A 13313-nucleotide genomic window follows, 5' to 3' on the forward strand; every position below is an offset into this window, starting at 1 on the left:
TACCGTTCTACAGGAAATTAAACAGGGACAACCCCTGAATTTTCACATAGGCCTGCTGGCTAGCCGTTAATGCTGTCTGCTGGAGGTTCAAGCGGGAAATAGCCTCACTGTAATCCAGATCTTCCAGTTCCGAACGCAAGACCTGATCCATCAACACAACATCGGAATGGCTGTTAAAGGTTGAGTCCAAGGTATTTAACCGTCCCCCAACTGCTGTCTGGGTCTGCCCTAAATTACCGATGGTTTTATCAATCACGCTGAGAGTTGTACTGATTTCCTGCTGCAAATTATCACTTCCGGATTTGAGAGCAGAGCTCAGCCGGGTAAGGGCTGTGAAGGTATCGAGATTTTCAATGGTGAATTGATCACCATTTGTAGGAGTACCAGTAAACTCTGCACTGACCAGCCCGCCAATATCTAGCTGATTACCTGAGGGCGTGACAGTAAGAGATGTTGTTGAGCCATCCCAGGCTGTAGCCGTTGCACTCCAGGTACCGGTGTTAAATGTCAGGGAAATATCGGAGTAGGCCTGAAACGCGGCCTTGTTTTCCACCTTTACACTGTTCAGCTCTGAACTATTGGACGGCAATGCCTCAGCTCGTATACCGGTGTTAAAGAAAAGATCTTGTCCGGAGTCATTGCTGGCTAGCTTTGTGGATGCGCTGATTGCAACAAACCTCTGCTGGTTATCTCCATCGTAGTAGAAGCGGTCAGGGGTCAGACTTTGGCGAACCGGCTCAACCAGAGTGTTACTTCCGGCAAACATATATTGCCCGTCAGCCAACCGGTAGTTAGCCAGACTCTTTAATTCCTGGATTTGCTCATCAATTTCACTGGCCAGCGATTCAAGATTGTTGGCATCGAAGGTTCCGTTACCCGCCAGCAGAACATTTTCTCTGGCCCGCTGAGTCACATTCACCATATTCGAGAGCAGGGTGTCTTCTTGCTGGAGCACGCCTTTCAACGCATTCACATTGGCAATGTATTGGTTGAGAGATGAAATTTCTTTGTTGAGATGCTGAATCTTTACAGTTGCCAGTGCGTCATCACTGGGCTGCTGAATACGTTTACCCGAACTGATATCACCAAAAGTTCTTGCCAGATCACTGCTCTGCCGCTGCATAACAGTCATCATCATATTACTGAACTGTGTTGTACTTACCCGCATGCGTCCGTGCTCCCGTGCAGTTCAACTGTTCCGGAATAACAATCTTTTAAAATAGCCTGAGCAATGTATCGAAGGTGCTCTGGGCAACGGAAATCACCTGAGCACTGGCGGCATAGGCCTGCTCTGCCCGCACCAGATTCATAGCTTCCTCATCCAGGTTTACACCACTGAATCCATCTCTGGCATCTCTGGCCTGCTCGTACAATGACTGACTGGTATCCAGTTCTGTTTTCACCTGAGAGGTCATAACAGCAACCCGCCCCACCAAACGTGTGTAGCCTTCTCCGAGGCTCACCCCGCCATCCACAACAGAGCCATTCACAACACCGTCACTCACCAGCCCTTTGTTCTGCAGGTCCACTATTTCCTGCAACTGTGTGTTGTCACCTGCGGAATCTGGGATAGATGCAAAAGCCAGAGCCCGAGCGTTATCAACGGCTACACCAATTTCATCGGCCGCTCTGCGGGAAGGCTGTATCAGATAGATATCACCATTCTGTAAATTGTTTTTGTTAACACTGATATCCAGCCCATCGAAACTCTGTAAATCACTGTTGGAACCAGCCGGAACCGCTGTCCAGGGAACAACCACTTTGCCATCACTTTCACGGGTTATCTGGTAATTACCACCATCAACCCTGAGTACATAATTGGTTGCCTGTAGTTTGCTGGAATCGTCCACAGCTACAAGCAAAGTTGCATCCCCCTGCGCAGCCAAAACACGGTCCGCAGCCGGAACACCGCTGAGAGGGAATGACACCTCAAAAGAATCGCCAGCGGCAAAACCTGCATCATGGACAGTAAATTCCAGCCCCTGAAATGTTTGCCCATTCAAAGAAGTCCAAGGCCCAGCTATCGTGGCGCCCGTGTCATCATGGAGAGTAAAGTTGGTGCCATCGTAACGAACTTCAAATGGATCACCGGTTAACGCCGCCATATCCGCAACATTGACGCTGAAACGAGCATTACCCGCATTACTGGCATTCGGGCTGACTCTGTCGTTTGCTGGCAACCAATTAATATCATTCATCAGCTGACTGGTTGCTTCTCCCTGATGACCATCCAGATCATATCCAGCAGCCAGTAACTTGTTCACATTGTCAGAGAAAACAATGGCAAGCCGACCAACTTCACTCTGAATCTGGGGAAGAACATTTGCCTGATAATCCTGCAAGCCACCAATAGCTCCGCCAAGATTACCGGCCAAAGGAATAGTTGAACTGGAGGTTTCCAGATACAAGCCAGCGATATTGGGATCAACGGGATGGTTGCCAACTTTCAAGGCGTTGGTCTGCGTACCAAGCACCAGAGGATGGCCGGACTGAAGATAAACATTTACCATACCGTCAGGCTGGGGAAGAACATTAATACCAGTCAGTGCCGCAAGATCCTGAATGGTTTTCTCCCGCTTATCCATCAGGTCATTGGGATTACTGCCACCGCTGAGAGCTTCCTGAATCTGTTTGTTATAGCCGGCAATTCCCTGGATATAGGCATTAGCCTCTGATGAGGCTGTTTCCATCTGTATGCTGAGCAATCGACTCTGGGAGTCCAGCTGTTCCTGTACCGTATTGAAGCGCTGGCTTAAAGAGACCGCTTCACTGATAACCTGCTGGCGGGCCGCCAGAGAAACAGGATCAACACTGGCTGCGTTGGCTGCGGCAAAGAATGTGTCTAGCCCTTTCGTTATTACCGAGCTTTCATTACCCAGGTAACTGTCTATCTGAGTCATGTACTGGGCACTGGTGGACTTTTGATTGTAGAGACTGGTGCTGTCCCTTAACTGTCCAATAAGAAAACTGTTGGCCAGTCGCCTGATATCGGTAACAAGCACACCGCTGCCAGCACTGGCTGATCCCGGAAAGTTTGTTGAGATAGACGTCAGTTGCACTTCCTGACGGCTGTAACCCTGAGTATTCACGTTGGCTATATTGTTACTGGTCACCGCCATAGTCTTCTGAGCAGCCAGCAGACCACTTATGCCAATATCAGTAAGACTCATAACACACTCCCTGTGTTATTGGTTCAGCTTTCTGTGTCCAGTAAGCTGCCTGTTTCACTTGTACCGCCCAGCTGTTTAACCAGCATATCGGCCAAACCAAATTTTCCGGAACTGCTCATTTCCTGTGCGATCTGACTGTCGAACAATGACTGGTACATATCCATTTGCGAGCTGCCCAGCAAACTGTTTTTTGCCAGTACCGCATTTGCTTCCCGAGCGCTCTTTAACATCATATTGATAAACAGAGATTCAAAAGCTTCTGCTGCTTCCCGCAAGTCTTTGGGATTATTTTTATTGCCCATTAAATCAACGCCTGATATCAGGGCACTGCTATCAATATTCATCAAATCACCACCAGTTCTGCCCGCAAAGCACCAGCTTCTTTCAACGCCTGAAGGATGGACATTAAATCTGTTGGGGAGGCGCCTACACCATTGATAGCGGTCACTATTTCCTGCAGAGACACACTTTCCGGAACATAGAACATCCGCCCTTTCTGCTCCTCTATTGCCACCTGACTTTCATCGGTTGTTTCTGTAGTACCCGACGCAAACGCATTAGGCTGACTGACATTCTTCGATTCCTGAATGGTCACAACCAAACTGCCGTGACTCACCGCAGCAGGCGAAACCCGAACATTCTGCCCCATAACCACGGTGCCGGTTCGTGAGTTAAATATGACTCGGGCGGGAGGAGCAGACGGAGTAATTTCCAACCTCTCCAGTACAGACATAAAAGTTACCCGCTGGCTGTTATCCACAGGCGCAGCAATAACTACCGAAGCCCCGTCGTGAGCCTTGGCTACATCTGGCCCAAAGTGTTCGTTAACCTTACGCACAATACGGCGGGCATTGGTAAAGCCGGGTTCTTTTAAAGTCAGAACAATTTCCCGGCCGCTGTTAAAACTGCTGGGAACAGTACGTTCGACAATGGCACCGTTGGGCACTCGCCCAACCGTTACAGTATTAATCGTCACCTTGGAACCACTAGCTCCACCTGCAGATGCCCCACCAACAACCATATTGCCCTGAGCAACGGCATAGATTTCACCATCAATACCTTTAAGGGGAGTCATCAACAGGGTTCCACCTTTCAGACTGGAGGCATCGCCAATTGACGACACTGTGACATCAATCTCCTGCCCCGGCCGAACAAAGGGAGGTAAAACTGCACTCACAGAAACTGCCGCAACATTTTTTAATGTCGGGTCATTAGCTCCCAATGTGATGCCAAACTCACGCAACATATTGACCAGAGACTGCGAGGTGAAATGGCCCTTCTTGGTTTTATCACCAGTACCATCCAGACCAACAACCAAGCCATAACCCAGCAATTGGTTGGTGCGCACACCCTGCACATCAACAATATCCATCAACCGTTCAGCTCTGGAGATTCCGGAGCTGAACAGAATAAAGAGGCCGAGTAATTTCAGGCATTCCTTGCCTTTCATAATCCCTCGCATCATAACGGAAACCATGGACTGTTCAGAGCTCGTGTCAACCAGCCCTGTCGGTGAAGATCCTGCTCTGGTCCCACGCCGGAATAAGTCACATTGGCCTGAGCCAGACGTTTGGAAGAAACTTCGTTATTGGTATCAATATCTTCCGGACGAATCAGGCCAGAAACCTGAACAAACTCGGCATCATTGTTAAGCCGAAGCCACTTTTCACCAGCAACTCTTAATGATCCGTTAGGTAGAACTTCAATGACCTGAACACTGATATAACTTTTTACAATCTCGTTCTTACGACTCAGATTTGATTTTCCGTTGAAGTTTCGTTGGGGTTGCAGGTTAAATCCCAGTGAACGCCCACCACCAAGTAATTGCGCTCCGGTCTTCCCGAAAATAGTCGGGTCGGGGATGGTAATGCCGCCATTCTTATCAAAGGTTGTACCAGAGTCCTTTTTGATTTCTGTTTTGTCTTCCAGAACTACAGTCAAGATATCCCCAACCCGGTAAGCCCTTCGATCCGAGAAAAGCTGCATGGAGTACGATTTCTGGAACAGGCTGTCTTTTACAGTCACTAATCCGCTTTTTACCGCAGGCATAGATGCCAATGGTGACTTATCAGTCACCGGCACTTTTTCCGGCTTATGATCCTGCATCACAGCGCAACCATTCAGCAGAACGATCAAACTTATCAACAGAGTGCGCATCATATTAGTGAGTCCTCTGTTAAAGGGTCTGGTTAGCGAATTGCAGCATTTCATCCGTGGCAGAAATCACCTTGGAATTCATTTCATAGGCGCGCTGCACGGAGATCATATTCACCAGCTCTTCCACAACCGTGACATTGGAAGTTTCCAGCGTGTATTGTTTGATATTGCCTAAGCCTTCAGCACCAGGAACACCTTCAACAGGGTCTCCACTGGCCGCTGATTGCACATAGGTGTTTCCACCTTTTGACTCCAGACCTGCCGGGTTCACAAAGCTCACCAGTGAGAACTGCCCCAATTCGAGAGGGTCAATCTGCCCGGGGATACTGGCCATAATCCGGCCATCCTCACTGATAGTGAGACTGGTTGCGTCGGGAGGAACAACAATATTGGGCTCTACCGGTTGGCCCGCAGCAGTAACAATGCTGCCATCGGTATTCAGGTGAAACTGTCCGTTACGGGTGTAACCTGCTGAGCCATCGGGCAGAGTGACCTGAAAAAAACCATTACCTACAATCGCCAGATCCAGAGCCTGACTGGTAGTTTGATAACTTCCTGGTGTAAATACTTTCTGGGTGCCGGTAATCCTTACACCACTACCTACCTGCATACCGGATGGCAGAGTATTCTGCTGATCAGAAAGAGCACCGGGTTGCTTTTCAATATGGTAAAAAAGATCTTCAAAACTCACCCGGTCCCGCTTAAATCCAACGGTATTCACGTTGGCCAGGTTGTTGGAAATGATCGACATCTGACGATCCTGTGCCGCCAGACCTGTTTTACTGATCCATAACGCCGGATTCATACGACCTCCTTGTCGTGTAATCCACATCGGTATTTTTCATAAGAATTGGAATGCTGTTGCTAATACCTGCCGCTCTCAGGTCATCCTGACCTTTGCAACAGCAACTCAATCCCTTTATACAACCACCGCTGTTCTAAAATTATTATTCGTCTCTAAGCATTCGATCGCCGCTGGCAGCCATCTGCTCTGTGCTCTGCATAGTCTTCAACTGCATTTCGTACTGACGAGTGAGGTTCATAAAATCAACCATCTCTTCCACCGCCCGAACATTGCTGCTTTCAAGGTATTCAGGCCGTAGCTGAACTGCTTCATCCTGATCGGCTTCTTCTCCGTCCAACCGGCGAAACAAGCCATCTTCACCTTTGGTAATTTCTCCAGGAGGAGGGTTAACCAGCTTTAACTGCCCGACCTGAACTAACTGATTGGTACCGCCACCAGCGGGCACAACACTTATCGTGCCATCACTGCCTATAAGAATTTTTCTATAGGGAGGAACATTGATGGCACCACCTGTTCCAACAATGTTATGACCTGCACCATTTTTTAAATCGCCTTCGGCAGACACTTGCAGATCACCAGCACGGGTATAAGCTTCATTGCCTTCACGATCTTCTACAGACAGCCAGCCTTCACCGGCGATCGCAACATCCAGACTACGGCCAGTGTGATCCACAGCACCGGCAGTCATACGACTGCCGACACCTTTAGGAACGGTCATTACCCGGCTGGTTAATCCATCGCCACCTAGATCTACATAATCGGAGATCACAAAGTCTGCGCGAAAGCCTGTGGTACTCATATTGGCAAGGTTATTGGCATGAACCAGCTGCGCCTTCATGGTGCGGCTGGCTCCCGACAACCCAACGTAAAGAGACTTATCCATTTATCCCGCCCTTAAATCGCTCATTAAATTATGTTCAGTAACGTCTGGGTCAGGTTGTTGGATGTCTCGATGGTTTTGGCGTTGGCCTGATAGTTTCTCTGGGCTTCAATCAAACGAACCAATTCAATAGAAAGGTCAACGTTAGATTGCTCAAGAGCTCCGGCCTGAAGTGCACCCAAGGTTCCGGCACCAGCCAGACCATAGAGAGGCGCACCGGACTCAAAACTGTTACGCCATAAACTATCGCCTATTGGAGTCAGCCCGCCTTCATTAGCAAAGCCTGCCAGAATCAGCTGTCCCTGAACACGAGTCTGGCCATTGGAATAGAGAGCACGTAAAGCACCGGATTCATCAACTTCAATCCCCGTTAACTTACCGGCCGGGTAACCATTCTGAAGAGCCTGGTTTACAGAAAACTCTGTACCTAGCTGAGTGAGCTTGCTGAGATCGAGATCAAAATCCAGATCAGCCACACCGCCAACAGTTAATCCGGTAATAGCGATATTACCACCGGATGCCAGGGTTCCATCGTTATTAAAAACCAATGGGCTTTGAGCAATGGCTGGAGGGGTTATCACCGAGCCACCAACGTTTGTTCCACTTGGTAAGTCAGTGCCATCAAACTGGTAATGCACATTCCAGTTGTTATCTGAAGTTTTGCCGAAATAGAGGCTGAGAATATGAGGATTACCCTGGCTGTCATAAATATTAAAAGCCATGGTGGAGTTATAAGATGCAGGATCGCTGGCATCAAACGGCGAGTTCGCAGGAACAGTATTCCGGGCATCAAGGTTTAACTGGCCAATCAATTCATTGGTTGCGCTGGCCTGCATATCCGCAGCACTAACCTGCAGATCCTGACGGGTACCAGTCAGAATGTTTCCGTTGGCATCAGCTGCAAAACCCTGCAACCTCAACCCTTGGTTGTTTACTAGATAGTTGGCCTGGTCCAGAGAGAAATAACCAGCCCGTGTATAAGCCTGCTGGCCATTGTCATTCAGTACAAAGAAGCCATTACCACTAATGGCCAAATCGAGAGCACTGTTGGTATAGGTCAGGTTGCCCTGACTGAATAATTGAGACGTGTTGGCAACCTTAACACCCGCTGCCTTACTGCTGCCTCCACTCAGGGAGGAAGCATACAAATCCGCAAACTCACTACGGGATGATTTAAAACCGACAGTGTTGGAGTTGGCAATATTGTTACTGACAACTTCCAGATCCTGCTTGGCGGCTTTCATTCCGCTCAAACCAATTCCGAATGACATAATTCAGCTCCTTCTGACTTCTGTCGTTATTCGCCAATCCTGGCAATCTGGGAAAGCGGCATGGCACCGATTCCAGCAATATTCACTTCAACTTCTGAACCACCTCCAGGAATTACCACACTTTCAACCTCTGAGGAGATAGCTACCGGTACTTTTAGCTGTTCGTCGCCATTACTGGCAATCGCCGAAATGGAATACACACCAGCATCAAGATCCAGGCTTGAGGTATCAAAGCTCACAAGACCTTTACTGGCTTTACCAAGATCAACTTCACCCACAATCTGACCATTGGCATCACTGACAATTACTCTCAGCTGGTCAGCATTAGAAGGTACAGCAACCTCACCAGATACAGACTTTCCTTCATCCACTTCAATAACACTGGTAGGAACAGTCACTGTTTTGCCAACCAGACCGGTCGCCTGCATAGCCTGGGAATACTGCATGGAATTCACCACACCGGTCATGGTTTTGTTCAGGCTTTCCAGATTTTCTACACTGGTGATCTGCGCCAGCTGGGCAACAAAGTCCGTGCTACTTTTTGGCTGTAGTGGATCCTGGTTATTCACTTCCGCCAGCAGCATCTGCATAAAGTCTTTCTGCTGGAGACCATTACTTTCCCCCAGCTGAACACCGCCGGTACTGGTTACGTTTTTGGAAATGCCGTTAACATCCATTTAACTGGCTCCGTTTTGATATTTATTGTCCAAGGGTCAGCAAACGCTGCTGCATCTTTTTGGCTGTGACCATAATTTCGATACTGGTTTGATAACTGCGAGAAGCAGACATCATGTCTGCCATCTCAGAAACAATGTTGACGTTGGGGTAATAGACATAACCATTCTCGTCAGCGTTGGGATGACTGGGTTCATACTGGCGCTGCTCTGTAGTCGCAGGAATGCGTTGGATATCGGAAACCTCAACCTGCATGGAAGTATTGCCCAGGCCACCACTTTGCAAAGCCTCGCCCTGAATCACAGAGAACACCGGTTTCATTACCTGATAGGCTTCTTCCGGTGTAGAGCCGGCACTGCTGGCATTGGCAAGGTTACTGGCCACAGTATTCAAACGAATTGTTTGAGCAGCAGCGGAAGAACCGGCTATTGAGAAAATCTGGTTTAACGACATTAAGCAATCCCTGCTTTGGTGTTCTTATCAGCGACCATTAATTGCCCGGGCCAGCCCCTGGAACTTCATATTTAAAAAGGAAAAGCTGGTCTGAAAGGCCAGTGCATTCTCTGAGTAATTAGCTTGCTCAACACCCAGCTCGACACTGTTTCCGTCGGTTGTTTGCTGCTGGGGAATACGGTATTTCACAGAACCATCAAAGCCCCGATCAATACTGCTAACGTGCTGCCCGGAGGTAGAAGCTATTCGACTGTTTTCCATTTCCAGTACTTCACCAAACTCAATATCTCTTGCCTTGTATCCGGGGGTATCCACATTAGCGAGGTTTCCCGCCAGCAGAGTTGCGCGCTGTACCCTGAACTCCAGCGCCCGCGGATGAATACCTAATGCATTTTCAAAACTGATCGCCACGTTCTCTTCCTTGAGTCACGTTACTAGCCGTTAACTATTTGCGATAACCGTGCCAGCTTTTATTTTTAGGATTTGTTTTTGAAGAGGTACCCGGCCAGAGCCTCTGATGACCTTGAAGAAACCCAGTGCTGGTTTAAGGTGAAGTAATAAACGACGAAAAGCGGAAGCCGCGTTCCGGTTTTAGCGGCATGACAATTCCGCCTCAAAAATAAGATTGGGGAAAGGGATGAAATATTGGGTTTTCAAATTAGCCGGAGCCTTTACGCTGGTTTCACTCAGCACCTTACTTCATGCGCAAACAGTCAATGAACAGGTCGAGCTGGCCGTTACCAAGCATTTAAACAAAGACGTAGCTGGTTATGCGAAGAGCCTTGGCAGTAAGAAATATTCTATTCAACTGGCTTCGCTTCCTGCCTTGAAACTCCCTTTATGCACTCACAAACCAGCCGTTAGCGCTATTGGTTCAAGCAGCAAAATAGCATCCAGAATGACGCGCAAAGTTTCCTGTGAAAGCCCGGTATGGTCTTTAAATGTCAGGGCAGAAGTTTTTATTTATCGCACCGTTGTGAAGAGCGTGAACAAAATTGAAAGGAACAGCAGGATTTCCGTAGCTGACCTGACTACCGAAGAAGAAAATATTCTGAAAGTTCGTGGCAAGTATTTCTCAAACCCTAGACAGGTTGCAGGGCTTAACAGTCGCAGACAGATCAGCCCCGGGAAAATTATCCAACCATCCATGACATCACAACCCGAGATGGTGGAACGAAATAAAGCCGTTCGCATTCAGGTGAAAAGTGCCGGGTTTCTTGTTTCCATGAAAGGACAGGCTCTGGAATCCGGCTCACTGGGAGATCAAATCCAGATTCGCAATACATCTTCCGGAAAAGTCATTACCGCAGAAGTGATAGGAAAGGGGTTAGTCAGCCTGGTTGGCCAGTAGTTACTCTGGCCTCAGAATTTTCGGGAGCTGATTGGAATGGGCTTCCTGATCTGCCGCATCAATATCTTCCTGAGGAATCAGGTTTTCTTTCGGTAAGCCATTGTCCTGAACCGGAGCAAAGAGTCTCTTAATCCGGGAAGCCATATTGTGATTCAGAACCATTAACTCAACCCTTCGGTTTGAGCCATCTTCTGGGTTATCAGGAATCCGCGGTTCATGGTCAGACAGTGCGGCAACCATGATAAACTGCTCATCAGTCACACCACCAAAACTCAGGATTTTCTGTGCAACCAAAGCCCGCTCGCCAGAAAGGTTCCAATTGCTATAGCGATAAATATTTGTTTTGGTTGCATCGGTATGGCCACTGACCATAATCGGGTTGCTGATCTTCTTCAAAACCCGAGCCAGAGCCAACAACAAATCTTCATAGAATGGATTCAGCCGGGCACTACCGCGTTCAAACATGTGCTCTTCATTATGATCCAGAATGACCAACCTTAAGCCTTCTGGAAGTACTTCCATAAACACATATTCATCGAGATGACGATCATCCATTTCACCACTCAACATCTGCTGAAGCTGTTTCACTAGCTCTTCAAAATCAGCTTTTTCTCCCCGCTGCGGAGCCTGTAAATCACCAATAACCTCAGTGCCGTCTTTCCCTTTCATACTGGGGCCAACGTTATCTACACGGCGAATAATATTGGGAGAACCACCCAGATCAATTGGGTGAGCCGAGCCCGCCTTCATAAAGGTGCCCGGATCTTCAAAGTAAGCGGCAATAGCGGCTTTCTGCTCATCATCAGTCACACTGAGCAGCCAGAGCACAAGGAACAAAGCCATCATTGCGATGGCGAAATCGGCAATCGCCACCTTCCAGGAACCGCCATGATGTCCACCATGTCCGCCCTTGGATTTTTTAACAACAATGATTGTTGGCTTGTCCTTGCTCATGGGGATTTATCCCAAAGGTTACCCTTCGAGAATCTTCTCCATTTCTTCAAAGGACGGTCTGCTCTCTGTGCAGAGGACTTTACGGCCAGCCTCAACGGCCATGGCCGGAGGTGTGCCATGACGATTACTGACCAAAGCCGCTTTTATGCATTCAAGGGCTTTGATCTCATAGTGAATGGAGTGGCTGATTGAGGAAGCGATAGGGCCAACAACACCATAACCTAAAAATACCCCCATAAAGGTTCCCACCAATGCCGCGGCAATGTGAAGACCAAGCTGATCAGGAGGTCCATCCAAAGATTGCATGGTAATTACGATACCCAGTACTGCAGCCATAATCCCAAATCCCGGCAAGGCATCAGCAATTTCCTGAAGGGCCACCCCAGGCCGTGAAAGCTCTGACTCGTAGGTTTCAATCTCATGTTCCATCAAAGCTTCGAAATTGTGGGTATCCAGGTTATCCACCAGCGACAGGCGAATGTTGTCGGTGATAAACAACATAGTCTGGGGAGTTTTGGTGATGCGGGGGTAGCTTTTGAAAATATCACTGCTGTCTGCATTTTCGATATGTTCTTCCAGCGCTTTACGGCCGCCTTGTTTACGGGACACTTCAAACAGCTGGTTCAAAAGCTGGAGCAAAGCTTCATAATATTTCTGGTTATATCCGGTGCCGGTAAGAGTAAAACGAATATGACGCCCGGAAGCCGCCACTACTTTCCATGGGTGAGCCAGGCAGAACGCACCAAAGGCACCACCGGCAATAATCAAAATTTCATAAGGCTGCCAAAGGCTGATCAATTTACCGTGGGCAAGTACGAACCCCCCAAGAATACTGGCGATCAGAATAATAAAACCGGCGAGCTTAAACATGTTACTGACTCCAGTCCTTGAGAATGGCTTTCAGCTTTTTCAGTCCCTGAGCGTGAAGCTGGCACACTCTGGCTTCTGAAATATCGAAAACCAAACCTATCTCCTTCATATTCATTTCCTGTACGTAATACAGGTTGAATAGCTGCTGGCTTCTTTCCGGAAGCTCTTTTAATGCATCGGCCAATGCGCCCTGTTCACAATGCTGAAAAATACTGGTTGCGAGCTCATCTTCGTAATCTGTGGGTTCACCACCAGATTCAAGAACTTCATCAAAACTGATCAAGCGGGCAGAATGGGTACTGGCGAGCATTCCCTGGTACTTTTCCAGGGACAGGCCGAGAGCGTCAGCAACCTCTCGATCATGGGGCGGACGCCCCAGAGTCTTTTCCAGTTCAGCTGTAGTACGGGAGAGTTTCTGGGTTTCTTCACGGGTGCGGCGGGGGCGCCAGTCGCCCTGGCGAACCATATCAATCATGGCTCCGTGAATGCGGTGACGGGCAAACTGTTCAAAAGAGGCTTGTTGAGTTGCGTCGTAACGGCCAGCGGCTTCGATCAAGCCCACCAGCCCGGATTGCATCAAATCATCAACAGAAGCCACATGACCGACTGTGCTGACCAGATGCAAAGCTATCTTTCGCACCAGCGGCAGATGCTTGCGAACCAGAGCATCAACAGAGTTCTGGCTCTGGTTCTTATAGGCCTGAATTCCTTCGCTGGCTGCTTTCAC

15 protein-coding genes are annotated in these 13313 nt (G+C 48.5%); 1 reads left to right on the forward strand and 14 read right to left on the reverse strand.

Annotation, left to right across the window (positions count from 1 at the left end):
- Positions 1-7: 7 nt before the first annotated feature.
- The 11 genes from flgL to flgB all read right to left on the reverse strand — a co-directional run bounded on the left by flgL (position 8) and on the right by flgB (position 9822).
- Entirely contained in the window at positions 8-1168 is a 1161-nt protein-coding gene (gene flgL / locus ACY2RR_RS02145; RefSeq protein WP_490106490.1) for a flagellar hook-associated protein FlgL, read from the reverse strand.
- 46 nt (positions 1169-1214) lie between these two features.
- On the reverse strand, positions 1215-3170 hold the full coding sequence (gene flgK / locus ACY2RR_RS02150; protein ID WP_490106491.1) for a flagellar hook-associated protein FlgK: 1956 nt from the start codon (positions 3168-3170) through the stop codon (positions 1215-1217).
- A gap of 23 nt (positions 3171-3193) precedes the next feature.
- Positions 3194-3514: a rod-binding protein gene (locus ACY2RR_RS02155; protein ID WP_490106492.1), complete on the reverse strand. Its 321-nt coding sequence runs from the start codon at positions 3512-3514 to the stop codon at positions 3194-3196.
- Entirely contained in the window at positions 3514-4635 is a 1122-nt protein-coding gene (locus ACY2RR_RS02160) for a flagellar basal body P-ring protein FlgI (protein ID WP_490106493.1), read from the reverse strand. Before ACY2RR_RS02160 ends, ACY2RR_RS02155 begins: the two co-directional genes overlap by 1 nt.
- The gene (locus ACY2RR_RS02165) at positions 4632-5330 is read right to left on the reverse strand and encodes a flagellar basal body L-ring protein FlgH (RefSeq protein ID WP_490106494.1); all 699 of its coding nucleotides are present in this window, start codon (positions 5328-5330) and stop codon (positions 4632-4634) included. Before ACY2RR_RS02165 ends, ACY2RR_RS02160 begins: the two co-directional genes overlap by 4 nt.
- 16 nt (positions 5331-5346) lie before the next feature.
- The gene (gene flgG, locus ACY2RR_RS02170; RefSeq protein ID WP_490106495.1) at positions 5347-6132 is read right to left on the reverse strand and encodes a flagellar basal-body rod protein FlgG; all 786 of its coding nucleotides are present in this window, start codon (positions 6130-6132) and stop codon (positions 5347-5349) included.
- A gap of 142 nt (positions 6133-6274) precedes the next feature.
- Positions 6275-7015: a flagellar basal body rod protein FlgF gene (locus tag ACY2RR_RS02175; RefSeq protein WP_490106496.1), complete on the reverse strand. Its 741-nt coding sequence runs from the start codon at positions 7013-7015 to the stop codon at positions 6275-6277.
- Positions 7016-7038: 23 nt separating this feature from the next.
- Positions 7039-8283: a flagellar hook protein FlgE gene (gene flgE, locus ACY2RR_RS02180; RefSeq protein WP_490106497.1), complete on the reverse strand. Its 1245-nt coding sequence runs from the start codon at positions 8281-8283 to the stop codon at positions 7039-7041.
- Between the two features lie 26 nt (positions 8284-8309).
- Positions 8310-8960: a flagellar hook assembly protein FlgD gene (locus tag ACY2RR_RS02185; RefSeq protein ID WP_490106498.1), complete on the reverse strand. Its 651-nt coding sequence runs from the start codon at positions 8958-8960 to the stop codon at positions 8310-8312.
- A gap of 22 nt (positions 8961-8982) precedes the next feature.
- Positions 8983-9411 (reverse strand): flagellar basal body rod protein FlgC, encoded by a 429-nt coding sequence (gene flgC, locus ACY2RR_RS02190; protein WP_490106499.1) that lies wholly within the window; start codon positions 9409-9411, stop codon positions 8983-8985.
- 27 nt (positions 9412-9438) lie between these two features.
- Positions 9439-9822: a flagellar basal body rod protein FlgB gene (flgB, locus tag ACY2RR_RS02195; RefSeq protein WP_490106500.1), complete on the reverse strand. Its 384-nt coding sequence runs from the start codon at positions 9820-9822 to the stop codon at positions 9439-9441.
- 226 nt (positions 9823-10048) lie between these two features.
- Here flgB and flgA point away from each other — a divergent pair, with 226 nt between their 5' ends.
- Positions 10049-10762, forward strand: coding sequence for a flagellar basal body P-ring formation chaperone FlgA (flgA, locus tag ACY2RR_RS02200; protein WP_490106501.1), 714 nt, complete (start codon positions 10049-10051; stop codon positions 10760-10762).
- Here flgA and ACY2RR_RS02205 read toward each other — a convergent pair whose 3' ends face one another.
- The 3 genes from ACY2RR_RS02205 to fliA are packed head-to-tail and all read right to left on the reverse strand — an operon-like array spanning position 10763 to position 13313.
- Positions 10763-11716, reverse strand: a complete 954-nt coding sequence (locus ACY2RR_RS02205) for a flagellar motor protein MotB (protein WP_490106502.1) — start codon at positions 11714-11716, stop codon at positions 10763-10765. It abuts the gene before it with no gap.
- An 18-nt stretch (positions 11717-11734) separates the two neighbouring features.
- Positions 11735-12586, reverse strand: coding sequence for a flagellar motor stator protein MotA (gene motA, locus ACY2RR_RS02210; protein ID WP_490106503.1), 852 nt, complete (start codon positions 12584-12586; stop codon positions 11735-11737).
- 1 nt (position 12587) lies between these two features.
- Positions 12588-13313, reverse strand: a complete 726-nt coding sequence (gene fliA, locus ACY2RR_RS02215) for an RNA polymerase sigma factor FliA (RefSeq protein WP_490106504.1) — start codon at positions 13311-13313, stop codon at positions 12588-12590.

The organism is Parendozoicomonas sp. 2304DJ65-17 (assembly GCF_058148445.1).